The following is an 18696-nucleotide window of genomic DNA, read 5'->3' as shown; positions in this document are numbered from 1 at the left end:
ACTTATAGCTTTGCCGCTTGTTCAATGACTATGCTATGGCGCTGCGCTAAACGCTGATGGTCTTTGTCATAACCACCACCTATTACAGTTGCTACAGGGACACCATGTTGCTGACAGGTTTTTAATACTAAGGCATCGCGCTGTTCTATCCCTTGCCAGCTAATGTTGAGCTTACCTAAACCATCATGCTCCCATACATCTACCCCTGCATCATAGAGTACGAGCGAAGGTGTTAAATCTTGAAGTAGCCCCGTTAACACCTCTTCAACTGTTGCTAAGTAATCTTTATCTGCTGTGTGGTTGTCCAATCCAATGTCCAGGTCGCTTTCATGCTTTGGAAACGGAAAATTCTTTTCACAGTGAATTGAACAGGTGAACACGTAAGGGTTATGTTTAAGCAGCGCTGCGGTACCATCACCTTGATGTACATCAAGGTCAAAAATTAGAATATTACGAGCCAAGTCTGTGTTTATCAATGTTGTGGCTGTAAACGCAAGATCGTTAACCATGCAATATCCAGAGCCAAAGTCGTAATGTGCATGGTGTGTTCCGCCCGCTAGATGACAGGCGATACCATGTTTGAGTGCCAATTGGGCCGCTTTTAAAGTACCCAATGGCGCCGTGAAAGTGCGTGCCATGAGTTGTTCAGACCAGGGTAAACCTATACGACGCATGGCTTTGGCGCTGAGTCTATTGTGCCAAAGGTCCCATACATAATTATCACAATGGATTAACTCTAGATGGTCGGGTGTTCCTAAGTCGGGAGTATAAAGATTATCATGTATTAGTCCTTTCTTTAGGCACTGCTCGTGTAGCCGAGCAAACTTGCTCATAACAAAGCGGTGTTGAGGGTCGAAGCTAAAAGAATAGTTTTCATGATAGACCAACGGAAGCTTGGGATTAAATGTCATTTATTCACCTGTTGCAACGGCAAAAATTAACGATGGTGGTGCTTTGCAGATTAGGTATAATATTGCGCTTTCGGCGCAACTACGAGCGCATTGCAGACATTTGGCTCCATTTACACTGGCAGTGAGTAGTAACATACATGATAACTGAAGTTTTAGCGATAGATGATGAACAAAGCTTGGATAAGGCGCTTGCTGTTTTGCGCTCAGGCGAATTGGTGGCTATTCCAACTGAAACGGTTTATGGCTTAGCTGCCGATGCAAATCAACCGGACGCGGTACGTAAAATTTTTGCTGCAAAAGGTCGTCCCGCGGACCACCCGCTGATAGTTCACGTTGATAGTGTCGATAAAGTCGAACGCTGGGTTGCACAAGTGCCAGAATGTGTGGCAAAACTGGCGGATGCTTTCTGGCCTGGGCCATTGACTCTAATATTGCCCAAGGCCAACCATGTTTCTACAGTTGTTACCGGCGGCCACAGCACAGTGGGAATACGAGTGCCAAATCAAAGTGGTGTATTAAAGTTGTTGAGCATGCTTGATTCGGGATTGGCTGCACCATCTGCAAATCCTTACAAACGTATTAGCCCTACCAATGCAGAGCAAGTAATGTACGGTATGGATGGCAAAATCGCAGCGGTTTTGGACGGAGGTCCGTGTGAAGTGGGCCTTGAGTCAACAATTTTAGATGTTAGCACTGACGTGCCGAGAATTTTGCGTGCAGGACCTATTACTAAGTCACAGATTGAAACTGTATTAGGCTGCGAAGTTCATATTCCACAAAGCCACAATGTGGCGGTTCCTGGTAACGTAAAGGCGCACTACCAGCCTAGTAAACCAGTACAGCTCCTAAGTAGTGAGCTTTTAGCAACTACCTTAACTGGCCTGTCGCGCTCCGCGCAAAATGATATTGCAGTTCTGTATTACTCTGAACCATTGCAAATGGCCCTTGAAGGAAGTGCTGCGGTAAAGATGAAGCTGTCATCAGATAAACAGCTTTATGGACAAAATTTGTATTATGCGCTGCATCAATTAGATCAGGCGGATGTTAGTCAGATTTGGGTGGAGTTGCCACCAACCGATGAACTCTGGTTAGATGTGCATGATAGATTAAGTCGCTCATCAGCTAAGTAGTTGTCTTTATTGTTTTATTTTTAATCTTTAGTTGAGCAGAACGGCGCCTCAGCCACAACCTTCGCCGTTTAACAATGGCTTAAAGGCGGTAAGATTTTTTATTGCATACGTATTCAACGGGATAAATTTGAAGCGGTGCTCTACATTGTTATCGGTTTGTAAATAAAAACAGATAATAAAGAGCACATTATGACAACATTAAATAGAATATCTAAAACATCGCTCATAAGCGGTGCAGTACTGCTAAGTTTAGCGCAATCCGTGCAAGCTCAGCCCACAACGTTCGTGCATTTATTTGAATGGTCTTGGCCTGATGTGGCGCAGGAATGTGAAACTTTCCTCGGACCAAAGGGCTATGCAGCCGTACAAGTGTCTCCTCCGAATGAGCATATTACTGGCGACCCGTGGTGGACACGCTATCAACCGGTGAGCTATCAATTACAAAGTCGTGGTGGCAGTGAAGCTCAGTTTAAAGAGATGGTTAGCCGTTGTAAGTCAGTAGGCGTTGATATTTATGTCGATGCTGTGATCAATCACATGGCAGCTGGAAGTGGACAGGGCGTAGCAGGTAGCGTCTATGGAGATAAATACTTTCCAATGTATAGTCCACAAGACTTTCATGAGTCCTGTGCTATCAACGGCGAGGATTATGGTAATAATCCATGGCGAGTACAAAACTGTGAGTTAGTTGGGTTAGCTGACTTAGATACGGATGCGCCTTATGTGCAGTCACAATTATCAGGCTATTTGAATGCTTTAGTTGCCACAGGCGTTGCTGGGTTTAGGTTGGATGCGTCGAAGCATATGCCCGCAAGCGATATTGCTAGTATTCTTTCTCAAGTCAATGGTAGCCCGCTGGTGTTTCAAGAGGTAATAGACCAAGGTAGTGAAGCTGTCAGCGCCAGTGAGTACTTTGCAAATGGGCTGGTTACTGAGTTTAAGTACACGACTAAACTAGGGGAAACCTTTAAAAGCGGAAAATTGGCTTGGCTGAGCAACTTTGGTGAGGCTTGGGGTATGATGCCAAGTTACAAAGCTGTCGTATTTGTTGATAACCATGATAATCAGCGAGGTCATGGCGGAGCGGGTAATGTAGTCACCTTTGAAGATAGAAAACTGTATGATTTAGCAAATGTTTTTATGTTAGCTTATCCGTACGGCTACCCAAAAGTAATGTCTAGCTACGACTTTAATCATGATAGTGACGCAGGTGCACCTGCTGTGAGCGTGCATGACAATGGACAGCTCAATTGTTTTGCACACCAATGGCAGTGTGAACATCGCCATAGCTTGATCTCAGGAGCTGTGGATTTTCGTAACAATACAACCGGGCATTGGCAAGTAAGTAACTGGTGGGATAACGGCAATAATCAAATCGCCTTTTCACGCGGTGATGAAGGCTTTGTTGCCATCAACCGTGAATCAGGAGCAATGCAGCAGTACTTGCAAACAGGGCTGGCCCAAGGAGTTTATTGTGACGTACTCAGTGGTCAACTCAGTACAGATAAAAAGACCTGTACCGGAGGACAAATCACGGTCAACGGACAGGGGGTGGCATCTATTTCAGTGGGCGCAATGGATGCCATAGCAATACATCATAATGCCAAAACTCTCGGTGGTACGTCATCACCTGATATGCAACGCACAATCGTATTTATCAAAGCGTTAACCCAAGCGGGTCAGGATATGTTTATTCGCGGTGGCATCGACCATAATCATGCGCAAACACTGGGTCGAAACTGTGCACTTAATGCTAATGACTGTGCATTGCAAATCGTTCATAACAATTTGAAGAATAGTACCACCAACGTTTGGAAAACGGGCGACAACTATCTTGATTGGGGGGCGCATGAAGCAGGTCAAGATGCATCTGCGCAGGGGAGCCCACTCGACTGGACTACAAATTTGTGGCCCAGTGACTGGGGAGTTAAACGCACCGTTGAGCAAGATGGATATGGTGAGACTTTACTTAACCAATATGGCACACATTATTGGATGCTGGATGTGCAGATGGATTGTGCAAACACCGTTAATGGTTGGTTTGAACTCAAGGCTTATGTCAAAAATGGTCAAGGTTGGGAAAGTGATATTGCCCAAGCTGATGCGCCATACCCTAGCAACAATCATTTCGCCCAATGCGGCAAAATTAATGTGTTTGAGTTTGGCTTAAATAGTGTGTACTACACAGACTTCTAATTAAAACCTAAACCAAAGTGATCCTATCTGGGTCACTTTGTTTGACAATGTTCGTCAAGCAAGTTTCTTGGTACGTGCTTTTGTGGCCTTATACGTTCATATTGTGCTACTTGCTCAGAGAATTGCTTGCTTAACTCGCGGTCATTGATCATATCAACATACCGCTGCATTGAGTGCTGTTGACCATGTTCAAATAAAAAATCGCCATGCTCAATGGCGTACGCAAAACGTTTTAAATGCACCTCATTTGGCGCTACTAAGGCGTTAACTAACGCACGCATGATGACAAAATGATAATAATAGTGGTGATTATTGTTGGGTACGGCAAAGATTGTTTGCCGAACTGAGTTTTGATAGCGCCAGAATTGCGTAAAATCACCTAGCAAAACCTCTGTATTGAGCAAGTTCAGGCCAATTCTTGCCGCGGTTTCTGTCTCATTCGCTAGGCTTAAATCGCGGTATAACTCTTTAAATAAATTTCGTGCTTGATAGAGCTGGTTGTTATCAAGCAAGCTATTAGCTACGTTGATTTTTACACGTAAGTGTTGTTGTTCATCCGTTGCTAGCAATTTTGCTTCTTCGAGGATCTGCTGTGCTTTACTATGCTGTTTTGTTCGAACCATCACAGATTGTAAATTGAGTAAGGTGTGAAAGCGAAAATGCGGGTCTTTTTGATTGAGCTTTAACGCACATTGATAAGCTGCAATTGCATCTTTGTAGTGGCCATTTATACGCATCAATACGCCCATATTACTGATTAACTTCGCTTTATGATTTTCTATGATAGGTTGCCATACAGGCTGTGCGAGTTTCATTGAAATATCATTAGCCAATTCTGGTTGGTTACTCACTATCGCAGCTCTTAAAGTTAGCTGATAAAATTGTGCGGATCCGGTATTCACAGGTAAATTTGCATGTTGATGATACCGCTGGGCAAGCTCAATCGGTTCTTGCATAAACTGGGATTTCAGCTCTGCTAAGTCTGGTGGCGTGCTCTGTATCAAGCCAATTAAAAAAGCAAAATTTATTAGCACATATACTCCAGCTATTAGAAAAGGTGCCAATGAGGCTAGTGTTACAGATTTAACTTTATATAAAAAGTTATCAGATAATCGCAGTGTAACATCGAATAATTAATCGTAAAGGAAATAACAATAATGTGGATAAAAAACGTACCAATAAAGGGGCGGTATGTCACCTTATCACCATTGGCGATGGAGCACGTAGATGCGTTAAGAGAAGCTGTGCAAGATGGTGAATATTGGCGTCTTTGGTATGCAAATGTGCCAAAGCCAGAGCAAATGGAAGGCTATGTAGCAGACGCTATCTCGGGTGCTGAAAAAGGCAATATTGCTTACGTTGTGATCAATAATCAAAATCAGCAAATCGTTGGAACGACTCGTTATTATCACGTTGATAGTGATAATCGCAGAGCGGCTATCGGTTACACATGGTATGCCAATTCAGCCTGTCGCACAGCTATTAATACAGAGGCCAAATTGTTGTTGTTGGAAAATCTGTTCGTTGATTGCAATGCGATAGCAGTGGAGTTTCGGACACACCTGTTAAATCATACCTCACGCGGTGCAATTGAGCGCTTAGATGCCAAATTGGACGGAATATTGCGCTCACATCAGATAATGAAAGATGGATCGTTACGAGATACTGCGGTCTATTCAATTATTGCTAGCGAATGGCCCGCTGTGCGCAATAACCTTCAGCATAAACTAACGTTAAGGGTGTAAGAAAATGTAAGGTATTAGGAAGTACGCTTAGCAATTTTCAACCAATCCTTACAGTTAATTTGTGGCCATTTTTCTATGCTATTCAGATTGAAGTAAGGACTCAGGATGACTGTAATGATGACTCGATTAGTAGGGATTGATGTTGCAAGGGCGCTAGCTTTGTTTGGCATGATTATAGTGAACTTCAAGTTGGTCATGGGTGTAAAAGAGGATGATTCAGCGCTTTACTTCATCACTAGTTTATTGGAAGGTCGAGCTTCAGCATTATTTGTGATTTTGGCTGGCGTTGGTTTAGGCTTCATGGCGAATAGCTCCGAGCAAAGGCAAAGAATATCGTTCGTGCGTTGGCAAATTTGTAAACGTGCCATTGCGTTGTTTCTTATCGGTTTAGCATACTCTCCTATTTGGCCCGCAGATATTCTGCGCTTTTATGGGCTTTACTTTCTTATTGCTGCATGTGTGATCACTTTCTCAAATCGTGCATTATTGTGGATATGCGCGGGGTTAGTCATCAACTTTGTTCTGTTGTTAAGCTTGTTTAATTATGATCAAGGTTGGAACTGGGACTCGTTAGTCTACAAAGATATGTGGTCAGCGCAGGGCATGTTTAGACATTTGTTCTTCAATGGTTTCCATCCTGTGTTTCCGTGGGCCGCATTTTTAGTGTTTGGGATCTGGCTTGCTCGGCAGCCGTTATTAGAGAAGTCCTTTCAATACGCAGTGTGTAAGTGGGCACTAATGATATTCGTGGTCACAGAAACGACTCTGTGGCTCTTACGTAATTGGCTAGTGCCTGATGTCGTAAATAATGAAGTAGGTGAACTTGGAGTCCTCTTATCGTCACAAATGATGCCGCCGCTTCCTACATATATGGTTTCCGCTAGCTGTTCTGCGGCACTTGTGCTTATTGCATGTATATGGATTGCACAAAAGTGGTATCAAAACTCAGTCCTCAAGCGTCTTGCTCAGGTTGGCAAGCTGTCATTAACTTTTTATGTGGCTCATGTACTTATTGGTATGGGCATATTAGAGGAGTTAAATATGTTAGGGGGACAAACAACAGAAACAGCACTTTTTTGTGCTGCTATATTTTGTTTAATGGCGATACTAGTAAGTGCTATATGGTTGGCAAAATATAAAGCAGGCCCACTTGAAACCGTGTTTCGAGTGTTAACTAGGTAAGCATAGGATGTATATGTTCCAAGGTGACTACTTTTTTGTGGTCATATTGATATAGGTACATCAATCAGTGCCTTGAAAATGTTATGAATAGACACTACTTATATGTATCACTCAGCATTGAGATTGGTACAACACAGGCTGAGATAATCAAATTATACACTTAAGGCATGATCATGAACCCTATTTTAGCAATCTTAAAAGAACATAATATCAGCGATGAGCAAGTTGCAGAGTTATTCCAGACGCTGACAGAGAATCCAATGATGGCAATGGGAGTGATTTCATCACTGGGTATTCCCCCTGAAAAGTTACAACAGTTAATGGGATTGGTGATGCAAAATCCAGCACTGATCAAAGAGGCTGTCGAAGAGTTAGGTTTAGACTTTTCTAAGGTCGAAGAAGCTAAAGCGAAACTCAATCAGTAACTTTATTTAAATTGATAGACTGTATGTTGCTTTTTTGAATATCACACTAAGAACAAGACTTCATTGGCTTAGCAGAAAACGCTAAAAAGCGAGTGATGGATAAAGAAAAGGCCAGCTTAGCTGGCCTTTTTTAGTTTGTGAGCTGTTTATCTAGATACTCTTCGCATTGCAGTTACACTGCAAAGGATGAACATTAATAATACTCCAAATGAACCAGAAGACTTTCTCTGTGTTACAGAGCTATCGGTTTTTGAAGTCTCTTTTGAGTCGTTTGTTACAGTGACCTTAACCTCTGCACTTGCAACCGCACCTTCGCCATCTGCGATGGTATAGCTGACTGTAGCAACTCCCGAAAAATCAACTTCGGGGGTAAAGCGGATCATGCCAGTATCAGTAACACTTACCTTGCCTTTGTCAGCAGACGATTTAATGATAGTTAGGTCATCACCATCTTGGTCGGTATCGTTGGCCAATACATCAATATCTATTGTGCTGTTAAGCGTTGTGGTTGCTACATCTGCATGGGCTAAAGGGGCACTGTTGATGTAAGTGGTAACTGTAGCTACGCCGTTGGCCGATGCTCCCTTAGTGTCAACAATCATATAATTCACGCTGATATCACCAATGTAATTATCGGGTGTTGTCAGATAGATCACATCATCGTGTGAGTCGATTTCTCCCAACTCACTTTGTACACTGTAAAGTGTGATTGCATCATTATCTGGATCAGAGTCGTTATCTAGCAGGTTTAAGCGTGTTCGCTTACCAGCTTTGACTTTGATTTCATCAGGGGTTGCTACAGGAGGGTGATTACCATCTAGTACAACGGCCATCCCACTTGGGTCAACAACTTGTTTGTTTGCTATACCATCATCGTCGTTAGCACCACCATCAGCTATGTTTAGCTTGATACACCAGTGACCAGCCGTTAGACCTGGCTGCCACAGTATACTACCAGGAGCTGGACAGTAACCTTGCTCACCAGGTGCAGACATCACCGAGTCACCCTGTTCAGTGTTAAAGTTATGCCATTGACCGTGTTTGTATTTCCTGTAGATAGCATTCGCTGGGATTGGTTCATACTGCGGTAATACGACGGTAAAGATATCTCCAGCTTTAGCGAGGCCAGATGCTATAAAGTCATATAAGCCACCCACATTTTGAGCATTATCATCTTCGGGTAGCTCGGAACTTAACAGTCGCGCACCACCAGAGATATTTTGTGAAACAGTGACACCTTTACGTAACGAAATACCGTGCTGAGCTTCTATCAAGAATCCATCTATGCTGCCAGCTTGGCTTTGTAGAACGTTTGGTTGATCAATTGCATCTAAGTAGTCAGCAATACCATCGCCATCCGAGTCGCTATAGCCCTCTTCGTTATCAGGGATCATATCCCCGTCACTGTCTTGATTGCCCAGCGGTGCAAATTGCTCGATGACCTCAATATGGACCGTTTTACTGCTATTGAGCGCGGGCTCACCATTATCGCTGACTGTCGCCGTGATGGTATAGACCCCCTCATTCAACAAGGCTGGAGAAAACTCGAATAAGTCGGCTGACGTACTTGTGTTTTCGATCTCCAAAGCACTACTTTGCCAATTAATAGTTAATACATCACCTTGGTTAATATCACTAAACAACGCTTTGATACTTACGTTGCCTTGATCTTTAGCAATTAAGGTTCGGTTTTGTGCTTGTTGACTCACCTTTAAAGTCAGCTCAGGTGCGATATTACCCTGTGCAATGGTGAATACAGCAGATTGTGAAGATGACTCGGTATTAATATCAGCACCAAGTGTCACAATCAATGTTTCGTCTTCTTCAGGTTGAGCGTCTTGATATACATCAAAACTCAATGTTGCTGAGCGACCTTGTGTGATCTCTACCTCACCGCTGTTCAGGCTGTGGTCAAGCTCGTTTGCCGTACCGGAGATAACATAAGGCACAGTTACAGGATAAATAGGTGCATCACCGTTGAGTGATATTTCCAGCGTATAGTGATTACCTTCGCTGATGGTCTGGCCCGGAACGATAGAAACAATTGGCTGAACCAAGACTTGTTGAACTGCGGTAGCTTGGCGGCCCTGTGCATCTTCAGTTTGCCAATATACCAAGTGCTTGCCTGGCTTAAACACTCGTTTGCTGTTCACAAGTGACACGGGAAGATCATTACCATTGAGGTCTGTTGCTGCTGCTACTCCTAAATCAGCCTTAGTAAATAACCCTTGAGCATCTATATTGATATCACTTGGTGCGGTGATTTGCGGCAAACCAGCTTGTGTTGATGTGATCTTGACGATGGCCGTTGCCGTGCTTCTGGCCTGCTCACTATCTGCAATCACATAGTCAATCGTGGCAGTTGTAGCAGAGCTATTAGCCGCTTGATAGACAAGTTGACTATTACTGATAGTGACTGTGCCAATCGAAGCCTGTGCACCCACTAAAGTTAAAGGTTGTTGGTCTACATCATTATCGTTCGCTAATACATCCAAGCTGTAACGGTTACTTTCAATTGCTGTAAACTCAAAGTCATCATCATTAGCTTGTGGCATGTCATTGACAGGTTCGACTGTGACTAAAATACTCGATTCACTAGATTTGTCTGCGCCATCATCAGCCTGATAACTAAATGCGTCTTTGCCGTTAAAGTCCGCATTTGGGGTATAGCTGATGGTGTTACCCTGTACCGAGACTGAGCCAGATGTAGGCTGCTGTATGATGACGACGCTTAAAGCATCTCCATCTACATCGAAGATTTGCGGAATAAAGCTGGTGGTTCCATCTTCGGCTACAAAGATAGATTGAGACTCGCTGCGCGGAGGGGTGTTCGCAAAAGTGACTTCAATATCAAAAGGAGCCAGTGAAGACGTGTGTTCAGAGTCACTGACACTGATCTCTATATTTCGAGTGATACCCACATCATTGCGTGTTGGTGTGCCAGCGAGTGTGCCCGTTAAGGTATCGAACATTGCCCAATCAGGTTTGTTGGTAATGCCAAATGTAAAGCTGCCGCTGTCTATATCTGTTACCGTAGGGGTGAAGCTATATACGCTACCTCGCCCAATATTGGTTGCAGGAACCCCCGTGATTTGAGGTGCATCATTGACATTAGTGACGTCTATTTCGACATTTGCTGCAGATGAGTTTAGCTGACCATCGTTGGAAACGTACATGAATGTATCTTTGCCCACAAAATCAGTGTTTGGTATATAACTCACGATGTTGCCTTGCAAAGAAACACTGCCGTTGGCTGGCTCTGCCACAATGCTGTAGCTCAACGTTTGATTGTCTACGTCACTTCCTTCTAATGATATGGTTAGAGTGTTCTCTTCGCTGGTTTGTACTGACATGTTAGTTGCGTGTGGCGCGTCATTTATCGGTTGCACACTGATATTTACTAAGGCTGGAGCAGAGCTAAGTTGACCATCATTTGCTGTAAATGAAAAGCTGTCTTCGCCATGGTAATCCGGATTTGGAGCATAAGACCAAACGGCTTCTGACAACTGAGTCAGTACTCCATTACTAGGTTGACGCGTGATGTCAAATGTCAGCGCGCTTTGCTCTTCATCGGTACCAGATAAAGTTATTTCAACATTCGAGTCTTCATTAAGAGTGATGTCATTGCTGTGTGCCTGTGGAGCATCATTAATGGCTGATACCGTAACCCTAACAGTTGCTTGGTTGGATACCATGCCATAGGAGTCTTGCACAGTGTATGTAAAGCTATCTTCGCCGTTGAAATTTGCATTTGGTGAGTACACGATATGACCACTTTGTGTCACTTGTGCAGTACCATTAAGAGGCTCGGTAACAACTGTAGTGCTTGATGTATCAAGGTAGTCGTTGCTTTGCTCTGCATCAATATCGACATCAATATCATTACCAAGCACGTTGATCTCAAAGAAGCCATCTTCTTCGACTATAGCCTCATTGTCGATTGCAACAGGCGCATCATTCACAGAGGTGATAGTAGCAGTTACATTCGCAGCTGCAGAAGTTAACCCTTCACTGTCAGTTAGAGTATAAGTAAAGTTCAATTCACCAAACTTATCCTGTAGTGGTTCTATTGTTAAGGTACCCTCTGGGTTTACCGACACTGTAGCCAATTCAAAAATACCGGGCCCTTGGCCCTGATCTTCTAAAGTGATATTAGCGCCATTAAAACCAGTATCCTCAACATCAGAGTCATTGGCCAGAATATTCAGTGTCACTGATGTATCTTCATCAGTCGTGACAGTATCGTTTTCAACAATGGGTCGGTCATTGATTGCACCAATATTTACCGCGATGGTTGCTTCATTGGAGGCCAACCCTTCACTGTCAGAGATGGTGTAGCTGAATGTGTCGGTACCTACTAGGTTGGCAGCAGGTGTATACACAAAAGTGCCTTTTTCTTGATCAAGGCTCACACTACCCAACGAAGGTTGTGTGATTAGTTCGATTTGACCATTAGGGTAAGTATCATCATCATCTGTTGTGAGCTGCCTGATATTGATAATCTCAGAGGATGTATCCTCATTTACTTCAACATTGATATTGCTGGCAACAGGTGCATCGTTAACTGAATTTACTGTTACACTGGCCGTTGCTAGTTCCGAAGATAGTTGGGTTGCGTCTTTTACTTTGTAAGTAAATGAGTCCATACCATGGAAGTTCGTGTTTGGCGTATAAACCACAACGCCATTTTCAATTGTTACACTGCCATTTTCAGGTGGCGTGATAATGTGTGTCGATGCGGGAACTAGGTTTTGTTCTGCATCTACATCGTTCTCTATTAGTGAAAATGTTGTAGGCGTATCTTCGTCTGTTGATGCTGAATCGTTATTGGCTACAGGTGCATCTTCAACCGCGGTAATGGTCAAGTTAACAGTTTGTATAGCTGAGACGGCACCGCTATTATCTTTAACCACATAAGTAAATACGTCCTGATGTGTTTCAGAGCCATTATGTGCGTAATTAAAGGCACCATCTTGACTGAGCGTTAACTCCCCAGAAAGAGCAGTGTTGATCAATTCGACGTGTAGCGTGTCACCTGAATCAATGTCGTCATCGTGTGCTGTACTTAATAAACCTTGGGCTGGAGTAACAGATAGCATATCACCTTCATTAAGTGAAAATGCAAACCCGTAAGCGATTGGGGCATCATTGCTATTGGTTACCTCTAAGTCAAAAGCTTCTAGGCTTACGTTCTGGCTGTTCTTTGCGCTATCTTTAACGCTGATCACAATACTTTCGGTGATACCAACATGTTCATCAAGAGGTGTACCGCTCAAAGTACCAGTTTGTGTGTCAAAACTGGCCCATGTGGGTTTATTGGTAATGGTGAAGGTATGTGTATCACCTTGATCTGGGTCTATCAAAACAGGTGTGAATACATATTCACTGTCTTCTTCGATCGAATTGCTAGGAACTCCCGATAATTGAGGTAAATCATTGATGTTCTCTACCATGATAGAAAATGGAGCGAGTTGTACTTGCTGGGTGCCATCAGATACTTTAATGATAATATTTTCGTAGCCGCCTACATCATCATTTGTTGGGGTGCCAAAGAGAGCTCCAGTTGTGGTATTAAAGTCTGCCCATGATGGTTTGTTGTCTATTACAAAGGTTAGAACATCAAGATCATTATCGTGTGATGACGGAATAAATAGGTAATCTTGATCCTGATTCACGCTTGTTTGTGGAGATCCTGCAATTGTTGGTGCATCTTCTATGGCTGCAATTGATATACTCACAGTCGCAGGCAAAGAGGTAAGCGCACCATCGCTTACTGTGAATGTGAAACTATCCTGACCGTTATAATGTGCATTAGGTACATAGGTTGCAACATTACCTTCTAATGATAGGGTGCCGTGTGTGGGCTGCTCGAACAAATGATAAGTTAGGGAATGACTATCAACATCCGTTGCGCTTAGAGATGTGGTGATACTGCCATCTTCGTGCCCGGATATGTTAAGGGCACTAGCAACAGGGGCATCGTTTAGGGCTGTGATGGTGATATTAACTTGCGCAGGCTCTGATACAGCTCCGTCACTATCTGCAACGGTATAACTAAATGAAAATTGACCACTTAGATTAGCCTTAGGGGTGATCTCCAGTAGACCTTCTTCACTGACAACAACCTGTGCTAATTCATATTCACCAACACCTTGTCCCTTGTCTTCGAGCGTGATATTTGCTGCTAAGAATCGCTCGTCTTCTATATCGGTATCATTTTGTAATACATCGAGTTGAGCGATTGAATCTTCAAGCATGACGATATGGTCATTTTCAGCAACGGGTATGTCATTAACAGGCTCGATATTAAAGGTGATTTTACCAGGAGCAGAGACCCCACCCATGGAGTCAGTGACAGTGAACTGCAAGAAGTCTTCACCTGTAGCGTTGGGATAAGGCTGATACGTTACAGATTCATCCTGTAGATTAAAGCTAAAAGTTCCTTTGTTTGGTGGGTTAATGAGAGTTATTGCGCCAGATGGTACTGTTTCTTCAACATCACTGGTTAGGTTTCGTAACGTAATGGTCTGTGACTGTCCATCTTCCAGTACACCAATGCTATCACTATCAAAGGTAGGCAGATCATTGACAAATTGAACATTAATATAAACATATGATGAAGGGTGAAGGACACCATATGCATCCATAAAAGAGTATTGAAAAGTGTCTCGGCCGAAGGTGTTAGGGTCAGGGGTATATCTTATGACTCCATTGTCAACTATAGCTTGACCGTTGTAAGGCTTCGTTGTTATTTGTAATGTATTTTGAGCCCTTGTAAGGTCACTGATTTTATCATTGTCAAGTACATCGATGATAACTTCGTTGTCTTCAAACGAGTTGATTTCATCGGTTTGTATCCATTCGTCAGAACCTTCATTGATGTTCGCAGTCGCGGTAAATATCTTTGAGTTTTTACCGTTCACCTCTATTACAAAATCAAAAGTGACTGAGCTTATGGCAGCTGTATTATGTAGAGTGACATTAAAAGCACCACTTGACCCAAGGTGAATAGAACCTTCATTAGGCGCAAGGCTTGTATTTATGAGTTTGAACAGCCCATACTGTAGCTCTGGGTCAAGATCAAAGTAATTGCGCAAGCCTTCTTCTTCATTGATATATTGGCTAGGGGTTAAATCATAGACAATATCAGCTTTTTGTGTGAGCTCCAATTGCTCCAATTCTAAAGGTTGAACATAAAGTGAATTGATTAAACTATGACTTGTATAGTGTCCATCGGTAACCGCTACCATCATACTTTCAACATTGCCTGAGAATGTTTGAGGTGGTGTACCAGAAACTATTCCGGTTTTTTCATCAATTGAAAGCCATTGCGGGGCGTTTAGTAGACTGTATGTAAGAGGATCCGAATCTTTGTTTTCAATAAGCTCTGGGTAAATGCGTAAAGGAATGCCACTGTAGAAATTTAGATAATGGCCCCATGAGTAATGGCCTATTTTTGGTATGTAGTCATAATCCTTGACGGTTATGCTGAATGGCTTAAGTTCAAAGGCTTGTATTCCGTCTGTCACGGCAATGGTGATAGGTTCGGTTGTTCCAATATCATCTGTTGTCGGAACTCCACTCAGTGAGCCAGTACTGATGTCAAATCTTATCCAATCAGGTTTATTTTTTATGAAGTAACTATAGCCATGGTAAAGCTCAGTTGAAAGTGGAGAGAAATAGTAATTTTCGCCTTGATATACTTCAGTTTTGGGAAAGCCATGTAGTATCGGTGAATCGGTAACTTCTATAGTGAAGGTCTGAGTAAGTGAGGTTTCAGGAGAGTAACCCGCTCTAGCTTCTATACTGATTGTGTAGGAGCCAATATCTGTACTGTATGGGTCTTTGAGTCTAAGTGAATTATAGTCAACCGCAAATAGCGCGTTATCATGCTCACCTTCTATCAGCTGATAGTCATGTGCATAAGCATCCGATTGGATGATTAGAGATGAGTATATATTTCTCTGTATTGACTCACTACTCAAATAGATTTGAGTTAGTTCAGCAGGCTCTGTCTGTAAGAACTGTTCTTTCCATCCTTCTTCAGTCCATCGGGCAGTCACGGATTGTTTAGGTTGAGTTGTCGAGTTGCTATTAGTGAATGTATAAAGCTCGCCAATAGCAAGCTGGGATGGCATCTCTTCGTCTATGTTAGCGTATTCTAGTAAGCGCCCTTCACTGGTGTAGGTAGCAGAGAGTATATGACCTACATGAGCGAAGCCATTGGCACAATACAGTGTACTGAGAAAAGACGATGCGTTAATGTGTGTTTGGTCTGCTGAGACGAAGTCACACTCAAGGGCGTTGACTTGTGAGCTAACAAGCATCGTAATACCGATAGGAACGGTAAATGCCTGCCTTAACCTTAATTTATTGATATGATTATTAAGGAAAAAAGAACGGGTTAACCATTCCTTTTGATTAGTGTCCATGATAGTCCTTTTATTGCGGTAATGCTTAGGTGTTACCTTTTATGGTTCGAGGATACGAAAATTTTCCACTTCCCGAGTTGTACCTATTTTATCATATCACACTGATTTATTAATATATTTATAGTTATTAGCTAGTTACATTCTTATTTGAGATGTAATGATTCCGTTGCTATACGGTTGAAGGTACGAATTATGTAGAGGAACCCCGCAACCACTTTCATTCATTTGGGGACTGAGTTATTATGCATAAAAATCGTAATGGTAATTATTGCTAATTACAATAAGTGGTTTAGCCTATGACTTTAAACGAATTAAAACTTCAGCAAAAAGCGGTAATTGCTGCTTTGAATCATCAAGATATTGCGCTAGCAAGTCGCATTATGGCTTTGGGGCTCGTCCCAGGTGAGACAATTGAACTTATGAATATTGCTCCTATGGGATGTCCATTACAGGTCAAAGTAGGCGATACGTTAATTAGTGTGCGTAAAAGTGATGCAAGTTTGATTGCACTGCAAACAGCGAGTTAGGGGAAAAAATGAAAATTGCATTAGTTGGTAACCCTAACTGTGGCAAAACAACGGTATTTAATCGCCTAACAGGCTCCAAGCAAAAGGTTGGTAACTGGCCTGGCGTTACGGTTGAGCAAAAAGTGGGGCAGTTTTCACTTACCCTAGGTACGGATGTCACAGAGGTTGAGTTAATCGACTTACCTGGGCTGTATAGCCTTGAGCAAATTGATGCCGGACAGGATGAACAGATTGCGATTGATTTTTTGCGCAACACTAACGCTGATCTGATCATCAATATCCTTGATGCAGCAAACCTTGAGCGCAACCTAGTATTGACCACTCAGTTACAAGAGCTGGGTACGCCAATGGTGGTGGTTGCAAACATGGTGGATGTAGCCACGCAGCGCGGCAAAACGTTGAATGTTGATTTACTGAGTGAACGCTTGGGCTTAGCTGTTATTGAAATGGTGGGTTCAACAGGTAAAGGAGCTGATGCGCTTAAAGTTGCGTTATCTAAAATCATGGATAGTAATGGGTTTGCACCCTCTACGCCGTTGGAAAAACCAAGTAAAGAGGCCGATCCTGTTGCGTTAACCACTGCGCGTTATAAAAAAGTACGTGGTTTGACACAAGGGGTGAATGTCATCTCTCCTCAACGTTCAGATATTACAGACACCCTAGATAAAATTGTATTGAATCGCTTCTTAGGTGTGCCAATTTTCCTCGCTATGATGTATCTCATGTTTACCATAGCTGTAAACTTCGGCGCAGTATTTATTGATTTTTTTGATATCTTTGTCGGCGCACTATTAATTGATGGGGTTAAAGAAACACTAAGTGCGCTCAATGCTCCTGCGTGGCTAGGGGTAATTCTAGCCGATGGTTTTGGGGCGGGTGTACAACTTGTGGCAACATTTATTCCCGTGATAGGTGTGCTATACCTGTGTTTATCTTTGCTTGAGGATAGCGGCTATCTTTCCCGCGCGGCGTTTGTTATTGATAGGCTTATGTCGTCAATTGGCTTGCCGGGTAATGCCTTTGTGCCGTTGATAGTTGGTTTTGGCTGTAATGTACCAGCGGTTATGTCAGCTCGGACCATGAATCGAGAATCAGACCGTTTACTAACCATAATCATGGCACCCTTTATGTCATGTGGTGCACGTCTAACGGTATATGCATTATTTGCTGCCGCATTTTTCCCGGTTAATGGCGCAAATGTTGTGTTCGCGCTTTATCTATTGGGCATCATAGTCGCTGTAGGCAGTGGCTTTATATTTAGAAAGTTGGTGTTCACAGGTGAGCAAACGCCATCATATACAGAAATGCCTGCATATCACTTACCGGTGTGGCGTAATATCTGGCTAACAACTTGGCATCGCTTGAAGAGCTTTGTGATGCGAGCCGGAAAAACGATCGTCTTGGTTGTTGTGTTACTGAGCCTAGTCAATTCGATTGGTACAGATGGTAGCTTTGGGAATGAAAATACTGAGCGCTCTGTGTTAGCGAAGGTAGCTCAGGTAGTGACACCAGTATTAAAACCTCTAGGAATTGAAGAAGATAACTGGCCAGCTACGGTTGGGGTGGTAACGGGCTTGTTTGCCAAAGAAGCGATTGTTGGTACCTTGGATGCACTGTATGTTGGTGAACAAGCGCACTCCAGTGAGTATTCACTGATAGACTCAACGGTTGAAGCTTTGTTAACTATTCCTAGCAATTTTCTAGATTTACTTAATAATCTCGGTGACCCATTAGGTTTGGGGGCGTTAGATGAAACGGATGCCAACAGCAATGCTTTACTTACTCAAATGGCTAGCCAGTTTAACGGCCAGTTGGGGGCGTTTAGTTACCTTGTACTGATCTTGTTATATACCCCGTGTGTCGCGGTTTTAGGAGCGGTTAAGCGAGAGTCTGGTGCGCGTTGGATGTGGTTGGTGATAGGCTGGACAACATCTTTAGCGTATATTTTATCTACCAGCATTTATCAGCTTGCAAATTTTGCCCAGCAGCCACTGTTTGCTAGTGCTTGGTTGCTTGCAATGGCTGTGGTTACCTTTGCATGGTGGGTGGGTTTGAGAGGTTTGGGTAAGCAACTAAATCAACCGCCAACGTATCAAATTAATTTAGGTTAGCAAGCCTTTATAAATCAAAGCGGCGCGTTATGCGCCG

At 43.0% G+C, this 18696-nt stretch carries 10 protein-coding genes; 7 read left to right on the top strand and 3 right to left on the bottom strand.

Annotated elements, in window-relative coordinates; translation table 11 throughout:
* Positions 1-2: 2 nt before the first annotated feature.
* The gene (locus BIW53_RS19155; RefSeq protein ID WP_070993631.1) at positions 3-911 is read right to left on the bottom strand and encodes a histone deacetylase family protein; all 909 of its coding nucleotides are present in this window, start codon (positions 909-911) and stop codon (positions 3-5) included.
* Positions 912-1048: 137 nt separating this feature from the next.
* Here BIW53_RS19155 and BIW53_RS19150 point away from each other — a divergent pair, with 137 nt between their 5' ends.
* Together BIW53_RS19150 and BIW53_RS19145 are read left to right on the top strand one after the other, a co-directional pair.
* Entirely contained in the window at positions 1049-2041 is a 993-nt protein-coding gene (locus BIW53_RS19150; protein ID WP_070993630.1) for an L-threonylcarbamoyladenylate synthase, read from the top strand.
* 189 nt (positions 2042-2230) lie between these two features.
* Positions 2231-4237, top strand: coding sequence for an alpha-amylase (locus tag BIW53_RS19145; protein ID WP_070993629.1), 2007 nt, complete (start codon positions 2231-2233; stop codon positions 4235-4237).
* Between the two features lie 32 nt (positions 4238-4269).
* Here BIW53_RS19145 and BIW53_RS19140 read toward each other — a convergent pair whose 3' ends face one another.
* On the bottom strand, positions 4270-5271 hold the full coding sequence (locus BIW53_RS19140; RefSeq protein WP_070993628.1) for a tetratricopeptide repeat protein: 1002 nt from the start codon (positions 5269-5271) through the stop codon (positions 4270-4272).
* A gap of 123 nt (positions 5272-5394) precedes the next feature.
* Here BIW53_RS19140 and BIW53_RS19135 point away from each other — a divergent pair, with 123 nt between their 5' ends.
* From BIW53_RS19135 to BIW53_RS19125, 3 genes are all read left to right on the top strand, one after another.
* Entirely contained in the window at positions 5395-5982 is a 588-nt protein-coding gene (locus BIW53_RS19135) for a GNAT family N-acetyltransferase (RefSeq protein WP_070993627.1), read from the top strand.
* 105 nt (positions 5983-6087) lie between these two features.
* On the top strand, positions 6088-7164 hold the full coding sequence (locus BIW53_RS19130) for a DUF418 domain-containing protein (protein WP_084228263.1): 1077 nt from the start codon (positions 6088-6090) through the stop codon (positions 7162-7164).
* Positions 7165-7337: 173 nt separating this feature from the next.
* Positions 7338-7589, top strand: coding sequence for a DUF2999 domain-containing protein (locus BIW53_RS19125; protein WP_070993626.1), 252 nt, complete (start codon positions 7338-7340; stop codon positions 7587-7589).
* Between the two features lie 146 nt (positions 7590-7735).
* On the opposite strand, the gene BIW53_RS19120 is transcribed toward BIW53_RS19125, so the two are convergent.
* Positions 7736-16021: an Ig-like domain-containing protein gene (locus BIW53_RS19120; protein ID WP_070993625.1), complete on the bottom strand. Its 8286-nt coding sequence runs from the start codon at positions 16019-16021 to the stop codon at positions 7736-7738.
* A gap of 296 nt (positions 16022-16317) precedes the next feature.
* Between BIW53_RS19120 and BIW53_RS19115 the strand changes: the two genes are divergently transcribed.
* Together BIW53_RS19115 and feoB are read left to right on the top strand one after the other, a co-directional pair.
* Positions 16318-16548, top strand: coding sequence for a FeoA family protein (locus tag BIW53_RS19115; protein ID WP_070993624.1), 231 nt, complete (start codon positions 16318-16320; stop codon positions 16546-16548).
* A gap of 8 nt (positions 16549-16556) precedes the next feature.
* Entirely contained in the window at positions 16557-18659 is a 2103-nt protein-coding gene (gene feoB, locus BIW53_RS19110; protein WP_070993623.1) for a ferrous iron transport protein B, read from the top strand.
* Positions 18660-18696 lie beyond the last annotated feature (37 nt).

It is taken from the genome of Pseudoalteromonas byunsanensis, assembly GCF_001854475.1.
Lineage (GTDB): Bacteria > Pseudomonadota > Gammaproteobacteria > Enterobacterales > Alteromonadaceae > Pseudoalteromonas > Pseudoalteromonas byunsanensis.
Note: the sequence above shows the minus strand (reverse complement) of the source record. Positions and strands in the feature narration are given on the sequence as shown.